Below are 25,721 nucleotides of genomic sequence, written 5' to 3'. Positions count from 1 at the left end.
TGCGCCCCCACCTGCCTGCGGCTCCCGGACGTCTGTTCGGGAGCCGCAGGCATTTTCCGGGCGGGTTCCGCTAGAGCAGGCGCCGCAGGATCCGGGATTTGAACCCGTTGTACGGCGGGTAGGCAACGCGCAGGGTGTCCAGCAGTGTGCCCTTGGAAAACACCGGCCGCAGCTGGCTGAACGTGTCGAACGAGGCCTTGCCGTGATAAGCACCCATTCCGCTGGCGCCCGCACCGCCAAACGGAAGTTCGGGGACGGCCAGCTGCACGATGGCCGCGTTGTGGTTCACGCTGCCGGCCCGGATCCCTTCCTCGAACCGCCGCTGCTGTGCGGCTGAGGAGGTGAACAGGTAGGCAGCCAGCGGCGCAGGCCGGGAGTTGATGATGTCCATCGCCGCGTCCAGGTCCGGCACGGTCACCACGGGCAGGATCGGACCGAAAATCTCCTCCCGCATCACCGGGGCGTCCAGCGGTACCCCGGTCAGCACAGTGGGTTCCAGGTAGAGACTGTCCCTCTCATACCGGCCCCCGGACGCCACTGTCCCGTCCTGGAGGTAGCCGGTGAGCCGGTCGAAGTGGTGTTCATTGATGATCCGGCCGAAGTCCGGGCTCCGGGACGGGTCCTTGCCGACGAACTCACGGATGGTTTTACCAAGCTGCTTCACGAGCTTCGGGGCGGCCTCCGGCGTGGTGAGGACGTAGTCCGGTGCCACACAGGTCTGCCCCGCATTCATCAGCTTCCCGTAGACGAGCCGCCGCGCGATCGTGGCCAGGTTCCCGTCCAGCACGACGGCGGGAGACTTGCCGCCCAGCTCCAGCGTCACCGGGGTCAGGTGCTCCGCGGCCGCCCGCATCACCACCTTGCCGACGCGTTCTCCGCCGGTGAAGAAAATATGATCGAAGCGTTCCTTGAGCAGCGCCTCGGATTCCGCCTGGGCCCCCTCGATGACCACCACGGCCTCGGAATCCAGATACTCGGGCAGCAGCCGGGCCAGCGTCCGTGACGTTGCCGGAGCCAGTTCACTGGGTTTGAGCACTGCGGCATTTCCGGCCGCCAGCGCGCCGATCAGCGGTGCCAGCAGCAGCTGCACCGGGTAATTCCAGGGCGCGATGATCAGCACCATACCCAGCGGCTGGGGTTCGGTGCGGGCCGACGCCGGCTGCAGGCCAAGCGGGACCGGCACCTTCCGGACGCGGGCCCAGCCATCCAGGTGCTTGAGGGTGTATTCAGCCTCTGAGCGGGTGATGGAGACCTCGGTCAGGTAGCCCTCCAGCGGGTTCTTGCCCAGGTCTGTGCGCAGGGCGGCGAGGAGTTCCTCCTCGCGTTCGGAGAGCAGCCCCAGGAGAGCTTTCAGCTGCGCACGCCGCCAGGCGAGCGGGCGGGTCCGGCCAGAATCGTACGTTTTCCGGACGGCGGCGACCTGCGCGGGAATGCCATCGACACCCTTTCCGGTCCAGGTTTGCGTTGAGGTGCTCATCCCCGGCCCCCTGTCTGCCCCTGCATGATTCCTTGTGCCTGCCCGGCTTGTATTTTTCCGGCAGGGTGCGGATCTGCACCCGCTGCCCCAGGCCGCCCGGTGAAGTGGTCCATTGACTGGTAAACCTTGAACACACGCCCTGCCACAACATCCCAGACCGGCTGTGGCAACAGCCCGCGCAGGGCACTGCCCAGCGGCACGGTCCAGGGCAGCTGCACCCGGGCCTTGCCTTCCATCAGCGCGGTCCAGGCCTTGTTGACCACGAATCCGGGCTCCATCAGCGGGGTCATCAGCGGCCCGCGGGCGCCCTCGAACATACCGGTCTTGATGTAGCTGGGAATCAGCGTGGTCACCATGACCTGCTCGTGTCCGGCCTCGGCGAGTTCCAGCCGCAGCGAGTCGCTCCACCCGATCATGGCCCATTTGGACGCCGTGTAGACGCTCATTTTCGGAACTGAAAGGGTGCCGGACGCCGAAGCGACGTTCAGGATGCGGGCCGGGGTCCGCCGCTCGATCATGGCGGGCAGGAAGGCCCGGGTGATGTGCATCGGGGCCAGGGTATTCACTGTCATCACGGCGTCGATGTCCGTGTCCGAATGGTCCCAGAAGTATTTTCCGCGGACGATTCCGGCGTTGTTGATCAGGACGTCCGGGGCGCCCGCGTCTGCCAGCACGGCCGCAGCAGCCTGGGATATTTCCTCCACGGAGGAAACATCAAGCACATAGGGATGGATCTCAGTGCCGCCCAGCGCCCGCAGTTCAGCAGCGGTTGCCTGCAGCGCCTGCGCATCGCGGTCCCAGAGGATCACGGCCCGCGCACCCTCGCGCACAGCCCGTTCCGCGTAGAGCCGGCCCATTCCCATGGCGCCGCCCGTGATGAGGACGCTCCGTCCTGATACTGATATACCCACGCTGTTCCGTCCGTTCCAGGCCGCCGGGCGGCCAATCGCTTGCCGGTAAAAATACTGGGTGCCGTGCAACAAAGGCGTGCTAACCATGCCGCACCGGTAACATTCTCCACGAATCATTCCCCCTTGTCCTTTGGAAGGCACACGTATGAGCAGGCTCGGCACAGACTGGACAATGCACGGCGATGGGAAGACGATTCGGCCTGGCGCCTATGTAGCTCCCGACGAGCGCCTCACCTGGCCCCGGACCATCGGCATCGGCGCCCAGCACGTGGTCGCCATGTTCGGCGCAACGTTCCTGGTTCCGCTGCTGACCGGGTTCCCGCCGGCCACGACCCTGTTGTTCTCCGGCATCGGAACCATCCTGTTCCTGATCATCACGGCCGGAAAGATTCCCAGTTACCTGGGCTCATCCTTTGCGTTCATTGCACCCATTGGCGCAGCCGTGAACCAGCATGGTCCCGGCGGCGCCCTTGGCGGCATCATCATGGCCGGCGCCACGCTTTTCCTGATCGGCCTGGCAGCACAGCTGGCCGGAACCCGCTGGATCCAGGTTCTGATGCCGCCGGTCGTGACCGGCGCGATCGTCGCGCTCATTGGCCTCAACCTGGCGCCCACCACCAAAACCAACTACGAGGCCGGTCCGCTCACCGCCACTGTGACCGTGGTGGCGATCCTGCTGTGCACCGTGCTGTTCAAGGGCTTGATCGGCCGTCTCTCGATCCTGGTCGGGGTGCTCGCCGGCTACGTGGCGGCAATCATCCAGGGTGAAGTGGACTTCGCTGCGATCAACGACGCCGGCTGGTTCGGGCTGCCGGAGTTCACCGCACCGACCTTCCACTTCAACGTCATTGGGCTTTTTGTTCCGGTGGTGCTGGTGCTGGTTGCCGAGAACATCGGCCATGTGAAGTCCGTGGCGGCCATGACGGGCCGCAACCTCGATCCCTACACCGGCCGGGCCCTGATGGCCGACGGCGTCGCCACCATGCTTGCCGGCTCCGGCGGCGGTTCGGGCACCACCACCTACGCCGAGAACATCGGCGTGATGGCTGCCTCCCGGGTGTACTCCACCGCGGCCTACTGGGTCGCCGGCATCGTCGCGGTCCTGCTGAGCCTCTTCCCCAAGTTCGGCGCCCTGATCGCCACCATCCCCGCAGGCGTCCTCGGCGGAGCCGGCGTGGTGCTGTACGGGATGATCGGCATCCTGGGCGTGCGCATCTGGGTCGACAACCGGGTGAACTTCTCCAACCCGATCAACCTCTCGGTCGCCGGTGTGGCCCTGGTGGTGGGCATCGCCAACTACACCTGGAACATTGCCGGACTCACCTTCGAAGGCATCGCGCTCGGTACGGCGGCCACCCTGGTGATTTATCACGGCATGAGCGCCATTGCCCGGTGGCGCGGCACCATGCCGGATGAGCCGCAGGAGGACGTGGGCGCCACGCCCTCCAGCCTCGGCTAGTCCCGCCTCTCGGCCGGCCGTGCGGGACGGGGTGTCCACCCTCATCCCGCACGGCCATCTACGCTTCCCCTCACCGGGGCTGCCCATTAGCATGGGCCCGGCATCCGTGCCCGGCCGCTTTGCCGGACCCGGTTATGGGGGTGGTACCTAACCACTGAAGCGTGACGTTCAGAGGAGCGGCAGATAAGCCTTGAGGGGAAACAGCACACTGGATGGCCGGGGCAGCGCCCCCGCCTGACCTCCTTCCTCCTGCTGGCTGCCGTAACGGCCGCCGGGAGCGGACTCTCCTACTTCCGGATCCCGCCGGTTTCCGCGCGCACGGTCTGGGCGGAAGACGGGGCACTGTTTCTCCAGGAGTACCTCACCCAGGGGCCCGGCCTGCTCAACCCCTATGCCGGGTATCTGCACTTCCTGCCACGTTGCCTCGTGGCGCTGGTCGCTTCGGTCTTCGACCTTGAGGTCTATCCAGTAGCCATCTCGATTGCGTGCAGCATCGTCCTGGGCCTGATCGCAGCGGCCACTTTCTACTGCTCCTCTGAGCTCACGGCCAATCTGACCGCCAGGCTGTGCTGGGCTTCGATTCCTGTACTCGTTGCTCCCGGCGGGCTGGAAACGGTGGGCAACGCTGCCAACCTGCACTGGTACCTGTTGTGGCTCACTCCGTGGGTCCTGATGAAGACCCCCGCCGGGATCGGCGGAGGACTGGTCCTGGGGGTCTCCGCCCTCGTTGTCAGCCTGAGCGAAATCCAGTCAGTGCTCTTCCTCCCCCTGGTATTCCTCCGCCCCGGAAACAGGGGACTGTGGTGGGCCAAGACGGGCTTCGTCATCGGTGCAGGGTGCCAGGTGTTCAATATGTGGGTGTATCCCCGGGCGCCGGGAATGGAAGTGGACATGGACTTCCTGTCCGTCTTCAACGGATACTTCCTGAACTCAACCGGCGCCATTTTCTACGGCGCCAGTTCGGTGATCATCAATCACATTCACGCCTTCGGTGCAGCGCCGATTCTCGTCAGCGCCATCCCATTTGCCTTCGCCGCCCTCCTCGTGGGGTTCTTTGGCAGCCGCCGGCAACGCCTGGCCGGCAGTATCTGGTTCCTTGCGTCTGCGGCAACCTGGACCGCGGCAGTGGTGATTAACCCCGCACCCTATTTCCGGTATTCAGACTTTGTCTCCGCTGAAGACTGGATGTTCTTCTACATCAGCCGCTACAGCGTTGTCCCCTCAATGTTCCTGCTGGCGCTGCTGCCCCTCCTGATCCCGCGGAAGGCCGCGGAAGCTGGGGCCCGGGGCCGCTGGGCGGCTCTTATGGACAGCCGGCAGTTTCGGGGCGGGGTGGCAGGTGCCTTTTTGATTCTGCAGTCCGTGTATTACTTTCCCATCGATGATGCGCGCGGCTCCGGCCCTGAATGGGCCCCCGGAATTCAGGCAGCCCGGGAGGCATGCGCCGCGGATCCGGATTTGGCCAGCGTCGAGATCCCCCAAGCCCCGAATAAGTGGACTACCCACATCCGCTGTTCGGATCTTTAGCCGGGACGGGAATCAGCCGGGGCTCCGTCAGGGGACTTCAGGCCCCTTCAAGGGCCGCACGGGTAGCCCGGACGACGTAATAATCAGCCCGGGCCATCGCTTCTTCGGGGCTCGGCGCCAGATCCAGCAGGCTCACGGCGGCCTCCACGCCGTACTCCGCCAGAACCCTGGGATCCAGGGTGATCCGGCCGGCAATGAGCACCACAGGAATCCCGGCGCCCGCCGCCAGCCGGGCGACTTCCAGTGGGGCCTTGCCGAAGCGCGACTGCTCATCCAGCGACCCTTCGCCGGTCAGGACCAGGTCCGCTCCGGCGAGGGCGGGGACCAGCCCCACCAGATCCGCGATGAGGCCGAACCCGGGTTCGAGCGTGGCGTTGGTGAAGGCCAGGAAAGCGGCCGGGAATCCCCCGGCCGCGCCGGCACCGGGAACGTCGACGTCGACGCCGGTGGCCTCCTTCAGCAGCCGGGCCCAGTTGACCAGCGCCTCATCCAGCAGCAGCCGGGCCGAGTTGTCCGCGCCCTTCTGTCCGCCGAAAACATGAGCGGCTCCGTCGGCTCCGGTCAGCGGGTTGGTGACATCTGCGGCGATCCGGATACTGACATCTTTCAGCCGCGGGTCCAGGCCCGAACCGTCAACGGCGGCGGCTAGGGCAAGGCCGGCGCCACCGAGCGGAACCTGGCTGCCGTCCGCCGCCAGGATCTTCAGGCCCAGCGCCTGGAGGGCGCCGGCGCCGCCGTCTGACATCGCGGACCCGCCAATGCCGAGGATGATCTCCCGGGCGCCCGCGTCAAGGGCCGCCTGGATGAGCTGGCCGCTGCCGTAACTTGAGGCTGCCAGGGACGTCTGCACCGTGGGCTCAACCAGCATCAGCCCGGAGGAGCGAGCCGTCTCGATGACCGCCGTCGAACCGTCCAAGGCCCACACAGCCGTGATTTCGCGGCCCATTGGACCGCGGACGCTGCTGGTTTGTTCCACCGCGCCGGCGGCCAGCGCCGCTTCCAGGGTTCCCTCGCCGCCGTCGGCGACGGGCAGCCGGGTGACCTCGGCGTCCGGATAGACGGCGAGCACGCCCTGGGCCATGGCAGTTGCCGCTTCTTCGGCGGACAGGCTGCCTTTGAACTTATCCGGGGCTATAAGGACGCGCATGGTTCCATCCTGCCAGCCGCCTCGCAGCCGGCACAGCCAGGACAGCTGGCGCCGGGAGTGTCAGTCCGCTGCGCCCTGCGGCCAAACACCCCGGGAGGAAAGGACCGCCGCCAGCTCATCGGCACGGTCTGAGACCAGCCCGTCGACGCCGAGATCCAGCAGGCCCATCATCAGTTCCCTGTCATTGACGGTCCAGACGTGCACCTGGACTCCTGCCCGATGGCAGCGGCGCAGGAAGCCCGGAGTCACCACGGGAAGCCTGCGGAAGCGCAGCGGCACCTGCACGCACTGGAACCGGCCCACCCGGGCCACGATCCGGCCCAGCCCGAAGGGCGACAGCAGCAGCATCAGCGCCATGGCAGCGGAACCGGCGGAACTGGCAGCCGGCCGGGTCAGCCGGCGCAGGCACCGCAGCCGGCGGCGGTCGGAGAAAGACGTAACCAGGACCCGGTCATGCGCCTGGTGCTTTTCGATCAGCGCGGCGAGTGCCTCTGCTCCGGCGGTGTCCTTGAGGTCCACGTTCAGGCGCATCCGGGGCCAGCGGACCAGCAGTTCCTCAAACGTGGGAACGGATTCAGTTCCTCCCACCCGGACCTCCCTCAGTTCCCGCAGGCTCCTGGCGGACAGCGGACCCCGGGCGTTGGTCACCCGGTCCAGCGTCTCATCGTGGAAGGCCATCAGGACACCGTCGCTGGTGGTCCGCACGTCCGTCTCCAGGTACCCGAATCCCAACTCGGCGGCGGCTTCGAAAGCCACCATGGTGTTTTCCAGGCCTTCCGGAGAGAAACCGCGGTGGGACAGGCCAAGCGGACCGGGCACGGCCCCGGCCGCTGGCGGGACGTAATACGGCAGTGTGTACGGCAGGGCAGGATTCACAGGGTGTACTTTATCCCCAGACACCGCGCCGGGACGGCCGGCAGGTCCGCTGTGCCGGGACCGTCACTACAATGGCCGCACCGGTACGGGCTGCGGAGCCCTGCGGCACCGCAGCCATGGAGGTGGCCGAATGCATAGTGGAGTTCCTGCCCGGCGCCGGGTCCCGCGGCTGGTCCGGTGGTTTGCCGACGCGCTGCGCGGAAGCCTGCGCCGGGCACCGGTGACGCTGGGTTTCGTGGTTTTGTTCTGGGTGCTCGGCCTCCTGACTTCGACCATCGCCTCCGGCCCGGAAGAACCGCTGCTGGACTGGGTCAGCGTATCCTCCGAGTCCCTGCCGGAATACTGGCCCTCCCTGCTGCTCTCCGCTCTGTGGGCGAACGGTCTGTCCGGGTACATCAGCGGGACGATCCTTGCCCTGGTGATGGGGCTGGCCGCGGAGGAAATCCTCGGGAGCCGGCGGTTTCTCGCGGCGGCTGCCGGCACCCAGGTGGCAGGTGCCCTGTTCGCCACCGGCTTCGCTGCCGTCTCAGGGTTTTTCTTCGGCGACTGGGGGCGGGAGCTGACAGCCGAGTCGTTTGTGGGCCCGGTGGCGTTCCTATGCGGGGCCGCCGCAGCAGCCAGCGCCGGGCTGGAAACCCTCTGGCGCCGACGCCTCCGCCTGTTCCTCTTCACCGTGCTGATTCTGCTGGCCCTGTATTCGGGTTCCTTCCAGGACGTGATGGCACTGGGCGCTGCCCTGGCGGGCGGATTCTGCGGCCCGCTGCTGTTCGGCCGCCGGCCCCGGATGCTGCGCAGAATTGCTTCCACCCGCCGGGAAGCCCGTGTGCTGGTGGCCCTGGCGGTGCTGGCTTCCGCCGTGGGCCCTGTCCTCGCTGCGTTGAGCGCCCACGCCGTGGGTCCGCTGTCGGTGCTTCGTTACCTCTTCACCTATGTGGAGACAACCAGCCCCCAGGATCTCGCTGACCTGTGTGCCGATGCCTCGCGCCGGACCGAATGCAGCGCTGCGCGCTTCGAGCTGCGTGCCGGACCCGCAGGGTTCTTCCTGGCCACTCTCCCGCAGGTCCTGCTGGTGGTTTTCTCGGACGGGCTGCGCCGGGGCCGCCGCTTCGCCTGGCTGGCCGCCCTGATCCTGCAGGCCGGCCTGACGCTGGCGGCGGGTTTCCGGATCTACCGCTATCTGACGGGAAATCCTGCCGGGGAACGGTACGAGTTTGGTGCCGTGGAACAACCGCTGGCCTTGCTGCTGCCCATGCTGGTGCCGGTTGCGGTCATGATCCTGCTGGCCGCCACCGGGAAGCTGTTTACCGTTTCAGCACCACCCGGGACCTACCGGCGGCTCACGGCCATCGTTGTTCTTTCCGCAGCGGTGCTCGCCGCTTGCTACGTTGCCGGCGGGTATCTGGTCCGCACCGGTTTTACTCCGGAGGCGACGGCCCGGGCCCTGGTGGCTGATCTGCCCCAACGGTTCCTGCCTCTTCTGGAACTGCGGAACCATTCTCCGGTGCTGCTTCCCCGGACCCTTCCGGCAGCCATCCTGTACGAGGGAGTTGGCGTGGTGTTCTGGGCGCTCACCTGCGTCCTGCTCATCCGGTCCTTCCTCCTTCCGGCGCCGGAGAGACACCCTGAGGATGTGGACCGCGCCCGGGCGCTGCTGACCAGCCAAGGCGGGAGCACACTGTCCTGGATGACGTTGTGGACCGGGAACTCCTACTGGTTCGCCCCCACGGGAAACTCCTACATCGCCTACCGGGAGGGCTTTGGCGTAGCGCTGACCGTCGGCGATCCGGTGGGTCCGGAAGCTGAACGCCGGGAGGTCATTGATGGCTTTACTGCGTTCTGCAGTGAGCAGGGCACAACCCCCTGCTTCTACTCGGTGGGTGCAGGCACGGAGGACATCACATCCTCGCTGGGATTTGCCAGCCTCCAGGTCGCTGAAGAAACAGTCCTGGAGCTCGGCTCACTGGCCTTCAAAGGGAAGAAATTCCAGGACCTGCGGACGGCCCTGAACCGAGCGGAGAAGTCCGGGGTCCGGGCCGAATGGACAACCTTCGCCACGGCGCCGCTGTCCGTGATTGACCAGCTGCACGTTATTTCCGAGGAGTGGGTGGCGGACAAGCACATGCCGGAGATGGGCTTTACCCTGGGCGGATTGGAGGAGATGGAGGATCCCAGCGTTCGCCTGCTCGTCGCCGTCGACCAAGACCGGACCGTCCACGGTGTCACGTCATGGCTGCCCGTTTACCGGGACGGAGAAATCCGTGGCTGGACCCTGGACTTTATGCGGCGGCGCAGCCGCGGGTTCCCGGCTGCAATGGATTTCCTGATCGCCTCGGCCGCCCTGTCCCTGCAGGAGGAGGGCTATCGGTTCCTCAGCCTCTCGGGCGTGCCGCTTGCACGGGCCCGGGACGGTGCAGGGGGTGAGGACAACCCTCCGGCACTGGACTGGCTGCTGGACCGGCTCGGCGCTGCCCTGGAACCGGTATACGGCTTTCGGTCACTGCTGGCGTTCAAGGCGAAGTTCCAGCCGCACTACGTCCCGCTTTACATGGCCTACCCGGACGCAGCGTCCCTGCCGGCCATTGGAAATGCCCTCAGCCGCGCCTATCTCCCCCGCGTCTCCGTGGGCCAGGGGCTGAGCCTTGCCCGCCGGATCGTCGGTACTCCGCGGTGAAGGGCTGGCCTCGATGAATATCCCGCTGACAACCGGGGTTGTTCCGGTGGCCGCACTATTGCTGGGGGTGCTCTCGGTGGCCTGGCTCTGCTGGGGGCGCAGGCGGCACTTTTCCAGGGTGATTCCGCTGGCTGCGCTGACCGCAGCTGCCTTCACCCTCCTGCTGTTCGTCCTCGCTGAGCTCGTTTTCCTGTGGTGGGACGCTTCCCTGCCGCGCTACCTCTACGTATATGCCTTTCTGGCCATATTTGCCGAGTTCCTCGCGGTGCGCCGGTTCCTCACCGCCCAGGGCTTCGCGGCGCGGGTCCTGCCGGTGCTCGCAGCGTTCCTGGTCCTCCTAGCCCTGTTCACCGGCGTAAACGTGGCCTACGGCCAGTACCCCACCATTGCCTCGCTCCTGGAACGGCCCGGCACAAGCGCTCCCCTGCCCACCCGCACACCCCCCGATCCCGTGCCGCCCCCGGCCACTGAATCATCGTGGCAGCCACCACCCGGGATGCCGGCGGAAGGCAGCGTCTACTCGGCAAGCATTTCGGAGTCAGGGTCCGGCTACCGCTCGAACCCTGCGCTGATCTACCTTCCACCGGCATACCTGGCTTCGCCGCCGGCGGAGAACCTTCCCGTCCTGGTCCTGCTCCATGGCCAGCCGGGGTCTCCCTCCGACTGGTTCACCGCGGGGCAGCTGGCGCAGGTGATGGATGATTTCGCCGCGGCCCACAACGGACTGGCGCCCGTCGTCGTCGTTCCGGATCTTTCGGCAGCAGGGGCTGCCAACTGGCCGCTGTGCCTGGACTCCGCGGCGGGCCAATCGGCGACCTACCTGGCTGTCGACCTTCCTGCCTGGGTCAAAGCGAACCTGGCATCGGGCCTCACGGATGCCAGCCAGTGGGCGGTGGGCGGCTACTCCTACGGCGGGACCTGCTCGGTGCAGCTGGCGGTGAACTTCCCGGAGGTTTATCCAACGTTCCTGGACATCGCCGGAGAGAGCGAACCAACAGTTCCCGGCGGACGCGGCGCACTGGTGGACACCTATTTCGGCGGGGACACCGCAGCATTCACGGCACAAAACGCCCTGGACAAGCTGAAGGTCCAGAGCTTCCCGGACACTGCGGGAATTGTGGTGGTGGGCCGGGACGATTCCGTTTACGCACCCCAGGGCCAGCAGGTGTACGACGCCGCCAAAGCCGCCGGGATGGACGTCCAGTTCCAGGAACTCGACGGCGGGCACTCCTGGGCGGTCTGGAAGGCGGGGCTGGTCAACAACCTCGACTGGCTGGGCGGGCGTCTTGGCATACTTGGACAATGATCGAGGCCGTCCGCAACCAGCTCCAGCGTCTCCTGGCGGCTGCCACCGGAGTGCTGGGCCGGCACGCCGTACTGGTGCTCACCCTCGTGGCCGGCCTGGTTCCGGCGCTGCTCCTGGCCCTTGCCGCCGCAGGCGTTTACGAGGCCGTTGCGGAAGAGGACGGTGTGGCCGGCCTGGACCAGCCGGTGCTGGAAGCCGCCATGGCAGCCCGCAGCCCGGCAGTGGATACCGCCGTCACCTGGCTGACCAACCTGGGCGGCACTGTGGGGCTGCCGCTGATCGCCGGCGCGGCGGTGCTGGCGCTGTGCTGGTGGAAACGCACCTGGACGCCCCTGGTCCTGGTGGCCACGGCCGCCGCCGGGTCCCTGCTGATCACCGTGGTGGGAAAGTCGATTGTGGGCCGGCACCGGCCATCCCTGGAAGACGCCGTCCCGCCCTACGAATACTCTGCGTCGTTTCCGAGCGGCCATTCCCTGAACACCCTGGCAGTCATCGGGACCCTGGCCTACCTTCTGGTCCTGTATCTTCCCTCACCCCGGGCGAGGACCGCGGTGATTACCGGCACCTCACTGTTTATTGCGGCGGTGGGTTTGAGCCGGGTCTACCTGGGCCATCACTGGCTCACGGACGTGCTGGTTGCGTGGACCCTGGGGCTGGCGTGGCTGGCCATCATTATCACCGTCCACCAGGTGCTGCACCGGCGGAACGCCGGAGGTGCAGGATCCGCAGCGGCGCCGCCGGCGGATAAAGGGGACAGAACCTAGAGCTCCCGGAGAAGATCCTCCAGGACCTGTGCCACACCGTCTTCGGCAAAGGGCGGCGCGATGGCGGACGCTGCGGCCCGCACCTGCGGGTGTCCGGAGGCCATGGCATAACCGCGGCCCGCCCAGCCCAGCATCCGCAGATCATTAGGCATATCGCCGAAGGCCACCACATCGGCGGGCTTGATTCCCAGCGACCCGGCGTATTCGGCGAGGGTCACCACCTTGTCCAGCCCGGACGCGGACATCTCCAGCAGCGGAACCGACGGTGCCGAGTGAGTGGTGGAAACCAGGTGGGCGACCGCCGGCTGGACGGCCCCCAGGAACTCATCCGGGTGGACGTCGTCCACCCGGGCCAGGAACTTCACCACGCGCGCATCGGCACCCAGGGAGGTTCTCAGCGGCGCCGGGGTCACTTCACCCAGCAGGTCAGCGCCCGTGGATTCCAGGAACCCGGGCTCCAGATGGAACCCCTCCACCGTCTCCGCGGCGAAGCGGACAGCGGGATACAGGCTGCGGATGATGCCCGCGGCCTCGAACATTCCGTCCAGTTCCAGCGAACGGGACCAGGTGATTTCGCCAGCTTCCAGGTCGTAGAGGATGGCTCCGTTGGAGCAGATGACGGTGCCGGTATGGCCCATCTGTTCCCGCAGCGGATTAAGCCAGCGCGGCGGACGGCCCGTGACGAAAACGACTTCGACTCCGGCGTCCACGCATTTCTGGAACGCGTTGACCGTCCGGTCACTGATCCTGTTGTCCGGTCCCACAATGGTCCCGTCCAGGTCACTTGCCACCAGCCGCATGCCCGCCCTTCCGTCGGCTTCCAGACTAGCCCGGCCGGCGTGGTTATGCGTCGGGCGCGCTGGCGTCCCGGCCGGACCGCCGATTCGCTAAAGCAGTTCGGAACGGTAGGGCGGGTCGGCCCCCGGGCGCGAGACGGTGATGGCAGCGGCCCGGGCGGCGTAGGTAAGGATTGCTTCGAGGTCCGCGACGCCGATCTTCCGCAGTTCCGGCCGGCGCGCCGCGCCGTCGAAGTCCCGGTCCATCAGCCCGGCCAGCAGCGCCGCCATAAAGGAATCCCCCGCGCCTACGGTGTCAGCGACGCTCACGGTGACGGCGGGAACCTCGCACACCCCGGCGGCAGCGACGGCCCAGGGACCCCGGGATCCGCGGGTCACAACAACGATTCCCGGGCCCATCCCCAGCCACCGCCGCGCCGAGGACTCCACCGGCTCGTCCGGGTAGAGCCAGGCGAGGTCTTCATCGGAGGCTTTGACGACGTCGGCCAGGCGGACAAACTTCTCCGCCTGGTCCCGTGCGTAGGACGCGTCGGTGATGATCGTGGGGCGGCAGTTCGGATCATAGGTGATGGTGGCCTGGGGATGCGCCCGCCCGACGGCGGTCAGGACCTCATCGGAGCCGGGGGAGAGCATAGTGGCGATGGATCCGGTGTGCAGCAGCGTGGTGCCCTCCAGCAGCCGGGGCAGTGCGTCGGCCAGTCCGGGAAGCGCCCACTCCAGGTCGAAGGTGTACCGCGCGCCACCGGCCGGATCAAGGGTGGCGGTTGCGACGCTGGTCGGCCGGTCATCGGCGGGAAACGCGTTCAGGACGGAGTTCGCCTTGAGGTGCTCCGCGATCAGCAGCCCATAGGCGTCCCGGCCGAACCTGCCCACGAACTGGACCGGGCGTCCCAGCCGCGCCACGCCCACGGCAACATTCATGGGGCTGCCGCCGGGATGGGATCTGCGGGGCGCGGTATCGCTGAGGACTTCGTCGACCAGGGCTTCGCCGATGACTGTGAGCACGCCCTCAACCTACCGACCGAACGGGGGCGGCGCTACCCGGCTGCGGCTTTGGCGGCGTCGGCGAGCCCCTGGAGCACGCCGTTCCACGCCGGTGTCCCGGGGGTGATCATGGCGTAGTGGTCGCCGGGAACCAGGCGCAGTTCCGCGGATCCGCCCGCGGCCACCGCCGCCGCGGCGTAGGACTCTGACAGTTCCAGCGGCACCGTCGTGTCCCGGTCACCGTGCAGGACGAAAACCGGGGCGCCCGCCGGGACCTGCAGCTTGGGATCGGCCAGCCGGTAACGCTCCGGATCCTCCTCCGGGGCGGCACCGAGGAAGCTGCTGACCGCGCCGGAGCTCAACCCCAGGTCCTGGGCCCGGCGCAGGTCCAGCAGCCCGGATTGACTGACGACTGCGGCCAGGGGCACCCGGATGCCCGCACTGCTGCCTCCTGCGCTGTGATCCCCTGTGCTGCGGGTACCGGCCGCCCAGACCGCGAGGTGGCCGCCGGCGGAGTGGCCCAGGGCGATGACCGGAGCCGGAATGGCTCCGCTTGCCTCCAGGAGGGCCGGCAGGTCCGCCAGCTTCTCGATCCCGGCCGCGATGTCCTGGAAGGTTTCCGGCCAGCCGCCGCCGTTTCCTGCCCTGCGGTACTCGAGGTTGACGGCGGCCCAGCCGCGGGCGGCGAGGTCGGCTGCCGCTGGACGGCCGAGGTCCAGGGTGTACCCGGAGCGCCAGTAACCGCCGTGGATGATCACCACGGTTCCCCGGAGGGGCCGCCCGGCCGGCAGGGTCAGCTCCCCGAACTGATCGGGGTGATCCCCGTAGTCAAACCGTTCCGGCATGCTGTCCCCTGTCCGTGGCGCCTGTTCCGCTGCCGGCCCCACCCGTGTCTCCGCCTCGCCCGGCCCCTGCAGCGGGTGCCGGGCAGGCGCGCCGCCCGGGCCGCCGTCGTCCTAATCTGGAGAGGAGCCTATCCGCACAGGGCGGGGCCAGCACTGCTCCGTCACCGGCGTGGCCTAGGCTGGCAGAAACGGCGAAAGGATAATCGTGAGCGCGTGGGACACCCTGGATGACCGGCTGCGGCCGATAGTCCAGGCCAGTACGGATGAGTACGCCCGGGTCCGCCCGGCACTGGAATCCGTGACGGCGGAGATGGAAGCCAGCCTGCGGGCCGTCTTCACGGACAGCCCGGTCAAGCCGCTGTTCATTGCTTCCCGGACCAAAACCGTGGAGTCCTTCCGGGATAAGGCGTCCCGGACCCTTCCTGCCGAAGACCCCACCGAAGTTCCGACCCTGCTCTTCCCTGATCCGCTGCGGAACCTGACGGACCTGGTGGGTGTCCGCATCATCATGACCCTGCCGCACGAGGTCGATGAGGCTGCGAACCTGATCAAGCGGCAGCGTGCCGAGTTCGACTGCCGGGGGGACCGGGAGAAGGACATCGGTTCGATCGAATCCGGGACCTACGGCTATTCCAGCCGGCACCTGATCCTGCGCACCATCCAGAATGAGACAGTGCGGGAGTTCCACCGGCTGCTGGAACCCACACAGAAGCCCAACGGCAGTTATCTCTTCGAAGTGCAGATCCGCACCGTGCTGGCGCACGCGTGGTCTGAAATCGAACATGACATCCGGTTCAAGGCCGGGGATCCGCGGGCCTGGAGCCCCTACTTTGACCGGCAGTTCATCGCCACGGCCGCCATGCTGGAAACGGTGGAGAACGAGTTCGCCGAACTTCACGAGCGGTATGAAACGGTCACCGGTTTCTGGGACGAGGAGGGCGAAGGCAGTGCGCCCCTGACGCCTAACCGGATCCGCGACGTCTGGATGACTCTCCTGCCCCACGTCAACCGCAAAGCCGGTGACGATTGGGGCTGGGCTGCCGAACTGCTGGCCGCCCACGGGCTGAAGACCACCATGGACCTGGCCGGCCTGCTGCAGGCCGACGCCATCACCCAGGTCCGCGAAGCGCTGGACCACCGCTACTCCCCAGGACCGGACCGCCTGCTGGATGACCTTCTGCTCTGGCGGTTCGGCAAGGCGCACATCGACCTCACCGCCGAACCGGAGGACGCCCCGGTCAAACCGCGGCGCGAGTCGCTGGGCAGGCGGTACCGGCAGATGCAGCTCTACCGGGCGCGGGAGAACTGACTTTCGGGATTCTGCGGCGGTGTGAGGCGCTGTCCCGGGAGGATCCTAGGCGGAGCCGCGTCTGACGAGAGTCGCTGGAGGCAGCAGCTGGTCTGCGGCCGCGGTTTGTCCGGCCGGAGGCTGCGCTTCCTCTGCCTGGCTGGCCGCGCCTCCCGCCAGGGGGGCTGTTGCGAGCTGAGCGAAGCGCTCCCCCAGCCGCCGGGCATCCACGCGCACCGTGGTGAGCGGCGGGACAGCCAGGCCTGCCAGCGGGATGTCCTCGGCTCCGATGACGGCCAGGTCCGCGGGAGCGGACAGGCCGTGCACTGCCAGGCCCGCCAGCAGGGCGAAAGCATATTCGTCGTCGAAGCCGCAGGCAGCAGTCACCGGATCCGGCCCTTGCCGCCAGCGCTCGATGATTGGCGCCGCACTCTCCGGGGAAAGGCTCATCGGCTCAACCGCGGGGTGTGGAAGACCGAGCCGGCCGCACGCCTCCCGGATGGCCGCCAGCCTGACCTCAACCCGCCATCCGTAACTGGGATCCTCCGGCACGGCCACCCCGATCCGCCGATGCCCGGCGGCTGCCAGATGCGTGATCTGCAGACCGCCGATCCCGAGGTCAGGGGCATTCGGATCCGCCAGCTGGCCCTGCATCGTTGCGACCGGAATTCCGGTGGCCCGCAGGGCTTTCAGCTCGGTGTCACCGAGCGGGGTGGTGAGGATCAGCGCGGCCGGCGCCAGTGAACGCACCAGGTCCACGGCACCTCCTTGGGCGGGCAGCCGGTGCGCGATCAGACGCAGCCCCTGCCGTTCCACCCAGTCGCTGGCGGCGTCGAGGACCATTGCCAGTGCCCGGCCCAGGGGCTCCGGCGGCAGGAGCATGAGCACCAGGTCGCTGCGTCCGCGGCGAAGGGTGCGGGCGGCTGCGGAGGGGGTATATCCCAGGTCCTGCGCCGCTGACAGCACCCGCTGCCGTGTGGCTGGCGAAATGCTCTGGGCTGAGCGGCCGTTCAGCACGTAGCTGACGGTGGCCCTTGAGACCCCCGCGGCTCGTGCGACGTCGTGCGATGTGACCTTGCGGTGCAATGGATTCCCTTATCTGCACTGGGCTTCTCTTGGACCTGCCCGGCCGTGCTCTTTTACCCTCCTGACGATACACTTTAGACACACGTTACTTACACGTGTAAGTAACGTTAATCAGACGGCCGCGCATCCACGGCTGCCCTTCGTGAAAGGAACGTTCCCGGTGGCAAACAATCCCCTGACAGCACAGAACACCATAGATGAGTGGCTTACCCACCCCGAGGGCGGTCCCATCCTGCGCGGTTTCCTTGCACAGAGCGGCAGCGACGAAGCCTCACTTGGCCCCGCCCGGAGCCTGAAGCTCCAGCAGCTCGTGGATCTCAGCCAGGGACAGATGCCGCAGGCCGCGGTGGATGAACTGGTTCGGCAGGCCAACGGTGGAGTGATGCCGGAGCTCGAAGAAACCGTCCTGCCCACCGTCGAAGGCCGTTTCGAAGGGCGCACCGTCATCGTGACCGGCGCCGGCTCCGGCATCGGGCGTGCCACTGCCGCCCGCATCGTCCGGGAAGGCGGCCGCGTGATCGCGGTGGATATTGCCGAAGACCGCATCAAGGAACTCGCCGGCGAACTGGGAGAAGCAGTTGTTCCCGTCGCCGCGGACCTCACCGACCTGGCTGCCGTTGACCGGATCATCTCCGCTGCTGGCGGCTCCATCGACGCCCTGGCCAACGTGGCCGGCATCAACGACGATTTCAGCCCGCTGCACGAGGTCTCCGATGCCATGTGGCAGCGCGTGTTCGCAGTGAATGTCGACGGCCTGGTCCGCCTGACCCGGGCCGTGCTGCCGACGATGCTGGAGGCCGGCCGCGGCTCGATCGTCAACGTCACCTCCGAGGCCGGCCTGCGCGGCTCCGCCTCGGGTGTGGCCTACACCGCCTCCAAGCACGCCGTTGTGGGCATCACCCGCAGCACCGCGTTTATGTATGCCAAGGAAGGCATACGTATCAATGCTGTTGCGCCCGGCGGCGTTGCGACCGGCATTCCGATGCAGGGAAAGACCTCCGAGTACGGTGAAGCCCGCCTCGGCCCTGCCCGGGTAAACATCCCGAGCATCGCTTCCGCCGAGGAACTCGCGGCGTCGATCACCTTCCTGCTCAGCGACGATGCCGTGAACATCAACGGCGCGATCCTGCCTTCCGACGGCGGCTGGTCCGCGGTCTAAAGACCCATAACGACGGCGGCCGGTTCCCCCCGCAGTGAAGGGAACCGGCCGCCGTCGTACCGCCGTCGAACATTGTGCGTTAGCCGGCGACAGCAGCCGCCAGCTTGTTCAGCGACTCCTCCAGCTCATCCTTGCTGATCATCGGGAAGGACACCTTCTTCAGGGTCTCCTTGTCGGTGACCTTGCTCCAGTCGTAGGTGAGCGTTACTTCAGTGGAATCCGGGCCCAATGAGGTCAGCTCCCACATCCACTCCCAGCCCGCCGGCTCGGTGCCGGCCACGGCGGTCTGCCAGGCCAGGAGCTTGTTGTGGTCAAACCCGGTGACGTGGTTGTCCGTCTTGTAGTCGCCCATTTTCTGGTTGTTCATGTTCATCGTGAACACATCGCCCACCTTGGCGATGCGGTCGGTCTTCTCATCCGAAACCACCATGCCGGCACCGTCGAGCTCGTGGTGCCGTTCGGGGTTGGACAGCAGGTGGAAAAGGTCCCCTGCCGCTGCGTCGATGACGCGGGAAACGGAAATGGTTGACTGCTCGGTGGACATATTTCTCCTTCGTGTAGACGGATCATGCCATCCCGGCACGGGCGGTTGCCCGGCGCGGGAAATCTAATCGGTGGTTGACCGCTGCGCCTCTTCGAGGTTCCAGCCGCTGATAAAGGGCGGGTCCTGGCCCTCGTCCCGGGTGTACTGGCAGCAGCGCTCCCGCTCATCCTGCAGCCACTGCCGGAATCCGGCCTGCGTGGATCCCAGCGACGGTACCCGGTCCAGCACGTCGATGGCCAGCTGAAACCGGTCGATCTGGTTCAGCATGGCCATGTCGAACGGCGTGGTGGTGGTGCCCTCTTCCTTGTAACCGCGCACGTGCAGATTGCCGTGGTTGGTTCGGCGGTAGGTCAGGCGGTGGATCAGCCAGGGATACCCGTGATAGGCGAAAATGACCGGCCGGTCCTTGGTGAACAGGGTGTCGAAGTCGCGGTCGGACAGGCCGTGCGGATGCTCGGCGGCGTCCTGCAGCCGCATCAGGTCCACCACGTTGACCACCCGGATCCGCAGCTGGGGCAGCCGCTCCTTGAGCAGGGCGGCGGCGGCCACGGTTTCCAGCGTGGGTACGTCACCGGCACAGCCCATAACGACGTCGGGATCCGGTTTCGCGCCCGGCCCGCTGTCCTCGCTGCCGGCGAAGTCCCAGACACCGATGCCGCGTTTGACGTGCAGCTTCGCTTGCTCGGGGTCCAGCCAGACCGGGGCCGGCTGCTTGCCGGAGATCACCACGTTCACCCGGTTCCGCGTCCCCAGGATGTGCTGCGCGACGGCCAGCAGGGTGTTGGCATCCGGTGGCAGGTAGACCCGGATGACGTCCGCCTTTTTGTTGACCACGTGGTCGATGAAGCCGGGATCCTGATGCGAGAAGCCGTTATGGTCCTGCTGCCAGACATGGCTGGAGAGCAGGTAGTTCAGCGAGGCGATCGGCTGGCGCCAGGGCAGCTCGCGGCTGACCTTCAGCCATTTGGCGTGCTGGTTGAACATGGAGTCGACAATGTGGACGAAGGCCTCGTAGCAGTTGAACACCCCGTGCCGGCCGGTGAGCAGGTAGCCCTCCAGCCAGCCTTCGCAGAGGTGTTCGCTGAGGACCTCGAGGACCCGGCCGCTGCGGGCCAGGTGTTCGTCAACCGCTTCAATGCGCTGCTGCCAGACCTTATCCGTGACGCCGTAGACCTCCTGCAGCCGGTTCGACGCCGTCTCATCCGGTCCGAAGATGCGGAAGTTCTCCGGGTTCAGCCGGATGATCTCGGCGAGGTAGCGGCCCAGGTTCAGCATGGGGCTGACCCGCTCGCTGCCCGGCCGGGCAGTCTCCACCGCAAAACCGGCGTAATCCGGCAGCCGCAGGTCACGCAGCAGGTGCCCGCCATTGGCATACGGGGTGGCGCTCATCCGGGCATCCCCCGCCGGCGCAAGCGCGGCGATTGTTTCGCGAAGCCGGCCCGCGCCGTCGAACAGTTCCTCCGGCCGGTAGGAGCGCATCCACTCCTCCAGCTGCTCCAGGTGCTCCGGATTGTCGTGGACCTCGGAGAGCGGCACCTGGTGGGCGCGCCAGGTGCCCTCGACCTGTTTGCCGTCCACGGTCTGCGGCCCGGTCCAGCCTTTGGGTGACCGGAAAACGATCATGGGCCAGCGCGGGGCATGCTCCCGGGTACCGGCGGCCTGCGGTGCACCAGCCTGCCCGTCCGCCGGCGGAACCGTTTTGGCGCCGGAGCGGTACGGCTCCTGGATCGCCCGGATCTCCGCAAGGCAGGTGCTCAGCGCGGCTGCGAAGTCCTCATGTGCGGCCATCACCGCCGCAGGATCCTCCACGGTGACCACGTGGGGGTGGAACCCGTAGCCCTCCAGCAGCTTGAGCAGCTGGGCTTCGGGCATCCGCGCCAGGACCGTGGGATTGGCGATTTTGTAGCCGTTCAGGTGCAGGATCGGCAGCACGGCGCCGTCCGCGGCAGGGTCCAGGAAGCTGTTCGAGTGCCAGCTGGCGGCGAGCGGTCCGGTTTCCGCCTCGCCGTCCCCTATGACGGTGGCGGCGATGAGGTCCGGATTGTCGAAGACGGCGCCATAGGCGTGGGCCAGCGAGTAGCCGAGTTCCCCGCCTTCGTGGATGGATCCCGGGGTTTCCGGAGCGGCATGGCTGGGGACTCCGCCGGGGTAGGAGAACTGCTTGAAGAGTGTGCGCATGCCCTCTTCATCCAGGCCCACATGGCTGTAGATCTCGGAGTAGGTGCCTTCCAGCCAGGCATTGGCAACGTTCGCCGGTCCGCCATGGCCGGGTCCGGTGATGAACAGGAATTGCTGCCCGGATTCGTTGATCAGCCGGTTCAGGTGGGCGTAGATGAAATTCAGGCCAGGTGTGGTTCCCCAGTGGCCCAGCAGCCGGGCCTTAACGTCAGCGGGTTCCAGCGGGCGGCGCAGCAGCGGATTGTCCCGCAGGTAGATCTGCCCTGCGGAAAGGTAGTTGGCGGCCCGCCACCACGCATCAACGCCGTCCAGTTCGGGTTCCGGCGGCACTGCTGTCCCGGGCAGCCGGGTCTGGGGTGTTCCGGTCTCGGTCATCGTGTGCGTTTCCTCCCGTTGCGGACGTGTGGACGGTTCGTGAAACTTCGGGGCCCTAGGGATCTTTCGCAGCTGCGGCTGCCGGCACTTCGGGCACCACGTCGGAGGGCCGCTTGTCCGGCCGCAGCCCGCGCCAGACCGGGTGGCGGAGTTTGCCGGTGCCGGTGCGCTCCGCATAGGTCACCTCTCCGACCAGGACCGGGCGCACCCAGCGGGCGTCGGAGGCGTCGGCACGGGGCACATCGTCCAGCGGCGGGGTTTTGCGGCCGAGCTTTTTCAGCCGGGCGCCGACGGCGGCCAGGTCCCGTTCGCTGAGCCCGGAACCCACCCGGCCGATGTATTTGAGGTCGGTTCCCTCCGGGACCGCGACCAGCAGGGAGCCCACCTTGTTCGCCCGGTTGCCCTGCCCGGGACGCCAGCCGACCACCACCACTTCCTGGGTGAGCTGGTTCTTGAGTTTGATCCAGCTCCGTGAGCGCCGGCCGGAGGAATAGTCCGAGGCCCGCCGCTTGGCCACCACACCCTCCAGCCCCAGCTCCTTGCTGGCAGCCACGGCCTCGTCCAGGGAGAGGTCCAGCGCGGGCGGCACCTGGATATGGCCGTGTGCATCGGCGGTTTCCACGGCCTGTTCCAGGATTTCCCGGCGCTGCTCGTAGGTGAGGTCCACCAGGGAGTTCCCATCCAGCCACAGCAGGTCGAAGGCCATAAACTGCACCGGCGTTTTGGCAGCAGCCGCCTCAGCGTCCTTGGCCCGGGACAGGTTCATCCGGGGCTGGAGCAGCCCGAAGTCGGGCCGGCCAGCCTTGTTTAAGGCCACAATTTCGCCGTCGAGCACCGCCCGCTCTCCGTTCAACCGGCCCCCCAGTTCCTGCAGCTCCGGATAGGCGGTGGTCATGTCGTTTCCGTTCCGGCTGATCAGCCGGGTTCCTTCCGGAGTGACTTCGGCGATGGCGCGCACCCCGTCCCATTTCATTTCGAACGCCCATTCGGCGTCGTCGTTTACGTCCGCCCGGGTACCCAGCGTGGCAAGCATCGGCTTCAGCCCGGGCATTCCGGACTCCCGGATGTCCGCCCTCACCGCCGCAGCGTCCGGCAGGGGCAGGGGACCGGGACGGGATTTCGCTGCGTCGGATACCGTCTGCACCGGATTTTCGTCCGAAGGCTCCGGCGTCCTTCCGCCGTGGGAGGAGCTGCTCTCCGGCTCGCCGGAGTGCTCCGCGGGCCCGGGCCGCTGGTCCTTCATCAGGTGCAGCAGCCAGTTGTTTTTTCCGTCCTCACCGCCGGTGTGGATGAAGGCGAAGCGCCGGTCCGCCGAACCGTCCCGGGCCAGTCCGCCGTCCGGCTGGCCGTGCACGGTGGCGATCACTTCCTCGCCCGGACGCCACTTCTCCGCTTCGTAGGTTCCGTGGTCCCAAATTAGAACTTCCCCGGCACCGTATTCACCTTTGGGGATGGTGCCCTCGAAACCGCCGTAGTCCAGCGGGTGGTCCTCGGTCTGCACCGCCAGGTGGTTCCTGCTCGGTGTGGTGGGCGGACCCTTGGGCACGGCCCAGGAAACCAGCACACCGTCCCGCTCCAGCCGGAAGTCCCAGTGCAGGCGCCGGGCGTGATGCTCCTGGATGACAAAGCTGTTGCCGTTTCCTTCCACGGCCACCGGCTCATGCGGCACGGGCTCGGGCGTCTTCGCCGCGTCCCGCATGCTGCGGTACTTGTGCAGCTTGTCCTGCGGACCTTCCGCAGGCAGGGCAGCCGCGTCCGCTTCCCCGCCGCGCATTCCCCCGAGCGGATCGCCGATGTCCTCGATCCGGTCCAGGACCTGCTCGTAGGTCAGCTGGTCCAGCTCCGGGTCCTCGAGCTCCGCCCAGGTGCGGGGCGCGGCAACCGTGGGGTGGAACCGTCCGCGCAGCGAGTACGGACAGATGGTGGTTTTGTTTGCGTTGTTCTGGCTCCAGTCCACCAGGACCTTGCCTTTGCGCAGCGTCTTCCTCATATCGCTGACCACCAGATCTGGGTGGTCGGCTTCCAGCGCCCGCGCCAGTTCATGGGCGACGGCGCTGACGTCTTCGGAGGTCTGGCTGCGGTCCAGCGCGGCATAGAGATGGATGCCCTTGGAACCGCTGGTGACCGGCCGGGCATCCAGGCCCATATCTGTCAGGATGCCGCGGGCCAGCCGGGCGACCTCGGCGCACTCGGCCAGCGAGGTCCCTTCCCCGGGATCAAGGTCCAGCACCAGCCGGTCGGGATTCTGCCTGACCCCGCGCGGACCAAACTGCCACTGCGGAACATGGATTTCCAGGGCGGCAAGCTGCGCCAGCCAGGTGAGCGTCGCCAGGTCGTTGACCAGCGGGTAAACGGTGGCGTGGTCCTTATGTTCAATCGAGTACCGTTTCACCCAGCTGGGCGCGGAATCGTCGATGTTCTTCTGGAAGAACACCTCTCCGGGCTTCTCCGGGGTTCCGACGCCGTTGACCCAGCGCTTGCGGGTCGCCGGCCGGTCCCGGGCATACGGGATCAGTTGGTCTGCGATGGCAGCGTAGTAGGACAGCACGTCAGCCTTGGTGGTCCCGGTTTCCGGGTAGAGCACCTTCTCCAGCGAGGTTAGGCGCAGGCGGTGCCCGTCCACATTGACCGTTTCCCGCTGCTGCGGGCCCGTTCCCGTTCTCGCCATGCCCCCTAGTCTTACCGGGATTGGGGCCCAAATGCCAGTAGACATCAGCATGCTTACAAAATGTTGCAGTGGTTTTCCCGGCTGCACCGTCAGCAGGCCCGCACCCCGCGCCGCGGTGTGTATGTTGGGAAAATGACTGATGCGCAGCGGGTCCTGGTTACCGGCGCCACCGGCTACATCGGCGGGCGGCTGGTGCCCCTGCTGCTGGCGGACGGCCATAAAGTACGGGTACTGGTCCGTTCCCCGGAGAAACTCAACGATGTGCCCTGGCATAACGACGTCGAGATCGTGAAGGGGGACCTGTCCGACCTCCGATCGGTGGAGTCGGCCTTCGCGGACGTGGATACGGTGTACTTCCTGGTTCATTCCATGGCCTCGGGCAAGGGGTTCGCTGCCCAGGAGGAAGCAATCGCCCACAACGTTGCGGCGGCGGCGGAACGGGCCGGCGTGAAACGCATCGTTTATCTCGGCGGCCTGCATCCGGATACGGGCGGACTTTCACCGCATATGGCCTCACGGACCGCCGTGGGGAAAATCCTGCTGGACGGCGCGGTACCGGCCGTCGTTTTCCAAGCCGGAGTCGTCATAGGTTCCGGTTCCGCCTCCTTCGAGATGATCCGGCACCTGACCGAGACCCTCCCGGTCATGCCGGCCCCCAGCTGGGTGCGCCGCCGGATCGAACCGATTGCCGTCCGGGACGTCCTGCACTATCTGACCCGCGCCGTCGACCTCCCCGATGGAATGAACCGCACCTTCGACATCGGAGACCGGGAGGTGCTGGAGTACGCGGACATCATGAACGGTTACGCCGAAGTGGCGGGCCTTCCCCGGCGCCGGATCTATGCACTGCCGCTTCCCGCCCCCAAGCTGGCCGGATTGTGGGTGGCACTGGTGACCCCGATTCCGCTGTCCATGTCCCGGCCCCTGGTGGAATCGCTGCAGCACGACGCGGTGGCCAAGGAATGGGACATCGACGAGTACATCCCGGCACCGGAAGGCGGTCTCACCAGCTACCGCGACGCCGTCACCCGTGCCCTGGGAAAGGAGGCGCGTGGTGAGGTGGAGACCACCTGGGCCAGTGCCTCTTCCGCTGCTGACCTGGCCTCGGAACCGCTGCCTTCGGACCCGGACTGGGCAGGGCAGACCGTCTACGTGGACCAGCGGCGGCGGCATTCCGCCGTCGACCCGGCGCACGTGTGGCAGGTGATCGAGGGCATCGGCGGCAAGAACGGCTGGTACTCGCTGCCCATGGCCTGGGCCATCCGCGGCGTGCTGGATAAAACGGTTGGCGGTGCCGGGCTGACGCGCGGACGCCGCAACCAGGCAACCCTGCTGACCGGCGACGTTGTGGACTGGTGGCGGGTCGAGCTTCTGGAACGCGGAACCCTGCTGCGCCTGCGGGCCGAGATGCGGGTGCCCGGCAAGGCCTGGCTGGAACTGCGGGTGGACCCCGACGGCGACGGCAGCGTCTACAGCCAGCGCGCCATCTACTTCCCGCGCGGGCTGCTGGGCCGGTTGTACTGGTGGCTGATCTATCCCTTCCACGGGCTGATCTTCCCGTCCATGGCCAAAAACATCACCCGTCAGGCAGCCCGGCTGGCGGAGCAGGAGTAAGGAACGGGCGGCTTGCGTATCGGCGCACTGTCAGGATGTCTGGCT

The 25,721-nt window shown here is 67.1% G+C and carries 19 protein-coding genes; 8 read left to right on the top strand and 11 right to left on the bottom strand.

Annotated elements, in window-relative coordinates; all coding sequences use genetic code 11:
• Nucleotides 1-70: 70 nt before the first annotated feature.
• Both AL3_RS11030 and AL3_RS11025 read right to left on the bottom strand, forming a co-directional pair.
• Complete coding sequence (locus AL3_RS11030; RefSeq protein WP_066300623.1) at nt 71-1,477, bottom strand: aldehyde dehydrogenase family protein; 1,407 nt, start codon at nt 1,475-1,477, stop codon at nt 71-73.
• Complete coding sequence (locus AL3_RS11025) at nt 1,474-2,388, bottom strand: SDR family NAD(P)-dependent oxidoreductase (protein ID WP_151723839.1); 915 nt, start codon at nt 2,386-2,388, stop codon at nt 1,474-1,476. Before AL3_RS11025 ends, AL3_RS11030 begins: the two co-directional genes overlap by 4 nt.
• A gap of 145 nt (nt 2,389-2,533) precedes the next feature.
• Here AL3_RS11025 and AL3_RS11020 point away from each other — a divergent pair, with 145 nt between their 5' ends.
• The gene (locus tag AL3_RS11020) at nt 2,534-3,847 is read left to right on the top strand and encodes a uracil-xanthine permease family protein (protein WP_066300621.1); all 1,314 of its coding nucleotides are present in this window, start codon (nt 2,534-2,536) and stop codon (nt 3,845-3,847) included.
• A 426-nt stretch (nt 3,848-4,273) separates the two neighbouring features.
• Nucleotides 4,274-5,374 (top strand): hypothetical protein, encoded by a 1,101-nt coding sequence (locus AL3_RS11015; RefSeq protein WP_066300619.1) that lies wholly within the window; start codon nt 4,274-4,276, stop codon nt 5,372-5,374.
• A gap of 37 nt (nt 5,375-5,411) precedes the next feature.
• Here the strand turns inward: AL3_RS11015 and AL3_RS11010 are convergent, their stop codons facing one another.
• Nucleotides 5,412-6,521, bottom strand: a complete 1,110-nt coding sequence (locus tag AL3_RS11010; RefSeq protein WP_066300616.1) for a glycerate kinase — start codon at nt 6,519-6,521, stop codon at nt 5,412-5,414.
• A 60-nt stretch (nt 6,522-6,581) separates the two neighbouring features.
• Nucleotides 6,582-7,397, bottom strand: a complete 816-nt coding sequence (locus tag AL3_RS11005; protein WP_246168358.1) for a glycerophosphodiester phosphodiesterase family protein — start codon at nt 7,395-7,397, stop codon at nt 6,582-6,584.
• Between the two features lie 130 nt (nt 7,398-7,527).
• Here AL3_RS11005 and AL3_RS11000 point away from each other — a divergent pair, with 130 nt between their 5' ends.
• From AL3_RS11000 to AL3_RS10990, 3 genes are read left to right on the top strand one after another with little or no spacing between them, the layout of a single operon-like run.
• Nucleotides 7,528-10,068 (top strand): bifunctional lysylphosphatidylglycerol flippase/synthetase MprF, encoded by a 2,541-nt coding sequence (locus AL3_RS11000; RefSeq protein ID WP_066300615.1) that lies wholly within the window; start codon nt 7,528-7,530, stop codon nt 10,066-10,068.
• Nucleotides 10,037-11,374 (top strand): alpha/beta hydrolase, encoded by a 1,338-nt coding sequence (locus tag AL3_RS10995; protein WP_205054065.1) that lies wholly within the window; start codon nt 10,037-10,039, stop codon nt 11,372-11,374. The genes AL3_RS11000 and AL3_RS10995 overlap by 32 nt, the downstream gene beginning before the upstream one ends.
• Nucleotides 11,371-12,138 carry a phosphatase PAP2 family protein gene (locus AL3_RS10990; RefSeq protein ID WP_066300613.1) on the top strand — a complete coding sequence of 256 codons (768 nt, stop codon included), beginning with the start codon at nt 11,371-11,373 and terminating at the stop codon, nt 12,136-12,138. The genes AL3_RS10995 and AL3_RS10990 overlap by 4 nt, the downstream gene beginning before the upstream one ends.
• Here the strand turns inward: AL3_RS10990 and AL3_RS10985 are convergent.
• The 3 genes from AL3_RS10985 to AL3_RS10975 form a co-directional block, all read right to left on the bottom strand.
• Nucleotides 12,135-12,938, bottom strand: a complete 804-nt coding sequence (locus AL3_RS10985; RefSeq protein ID WP_066300612.1) for an HAD family hydrolase — start codon at nt 12,936-12,938, stop codon at nt 12,135-12,137. The genes AL3_RS10990 and AL3_RS10985 overlap by 4 nt on opposite strands.
• Nucleotides 12,939-13,025: 87 nt before the next feature.
• On the bottom strand, nt 13,026-13,940 hold the full coding sequence (locus AL3_RS10980) for a carbohydrate kinase family protein (RefSeq protein ID WP_066300611.1): 915 nt from the start codon (nt 13,938-13,940) through the stop codon (nt 13,026-13,028).
• A gap of 32 nt (nt 13,941-13,972) precedes the next feature.
• On the bottom strand, nt 13,973-14,764 hold the full coding sequence (locus tag AL3_RS10975; RefSeq protein ID WP_066300609.1) for an alpha/beta hydrolase family protein: 792 nt from the start codon (nt 14,762-14,764) through the stop codon (nt 13,973-13,975).
• 202 nt (nt 14,765-14,966) lie between these two features.
• Here AL3_RS10975 and AL3_RS10970 point away from each other — a divergent pair, with 202 nt between their 5' ends.
• Nucleotides 14,967-16,073, top strand: a complete 1,107-nt coding sequence (locus tag AL3_RS10970) for a GTP pyrophosphokinase (protein WP_066300608.1) — start codon at nt 14,967-14,969, stop codon at nt 16,071-16,073.
• Nucleotides 16,074-16,118: 45 nt separating this feature from the next.
• Here the strand turns inward: AL3_RS10970 and AL3_RS10965 are convergent, their stop codons facing one another.
• Entirely contained in the window at nt 16,119-17,138 is a 1,020-nt protein-coding gene (locus tag AL3_RS10965; protein ID WP_066300607.1) for a LacI family DNA-binding transcriptional regulator, read from the bottom strand.
• Nucleotides 17,139-17,298: 160 nt separating this feature from the next.
• Here AL3_RS10965 and AL3_RS10960 point away from each other — a divergent pair, with 160 nt between their 5' ends.
• Nucleotides 17,299-18,297, top strand: a complete 999-nt coding sequence (locus AL3_RS10960; RefSeq protein WP_066300605.1) for an SDR family NAD(P)-dependent oxidoreductase — start codon at nt 17,299-17,301, stop codon at nt 18,295-18,297.
• A gap of 79 nt (nt 18,298-18,376) precedes the next feature.
• Here AL3_RS10960 and AL3_RS10955 read toward each other — a convergent pair whose 3' ends face one another.
• The 3 genes from AL3_RS10955 to AL3_RS10945 form a co-directional block, all read right to left on the bottom strand.
• Nucleotides 18,377-18,841, bottom strand: a complete 465-nt coding sequence (locus tag AL3_RS10955; RefSeq protein ID WP_066300602.1) for an SRPBCC family protein — start codon at nt 18,839-18,841, stop codon at nt 18,377-18,379.
• Between the two features lie 63 nt (nt 18,842-18,904).
• The gene (locus AL3_RS10950; RefSeq protein WP_066300599.1) at nt 18,905-21,394 is read right to left on the bottom strand and encodes a phosphoketolase family protein; all 2,490 of its coding nucleotides are present in this window, start codon (nt 21,392-21,394) and stop codon (nt 18,905-18,907) included.
• A gap of 55 nt (nt 21,395-21,449) precedes the next feature.
• Nucleotides 21,450-24,062: an ATP-dependent DNA ligase gene (locus AL3_RS10945; protein WP_066300596.1), complete on the bottom strand. Its 2,613-nt coding sequence runs from the start codon at nt 24,060-24,062 to the stop codon at nt 21,450-21,452.
• Between the two features lie 132 nt (nt 24,063-24,194).
• On the opposite strand from AL3_RS10945, the gene AL3_RS10940 reads away from it, so the two are divergent.
• Nucleotides 24,195-25,676, top strand: a complete 1,482-nt coding sequence (locus AL3_RS10940; protein WP_066301047.1) for an SDR family oxidoreductase — start codon at nt 24,195-24,197, stop codon at nt 25,674-25,676.
• The last annotated feature ends 45 nt before the right edge of the window (nt 25,677-25,721 follow it).

It is taken from the genome of Arthrobacter luteolus NBRC 107841 (genome assembly GCF_001552075.1).
Taxonomy (GTDB): domain Bacteria; phylum Actinomycetota; class Actinomycetes; order Actinomycetales; family Micrococcaceae; genus Arthrobacter_B; species Arthrobacter_B luteolus.
This window is presented reverse-complemented; position numbering and strand designations above follow the sequence as displayed.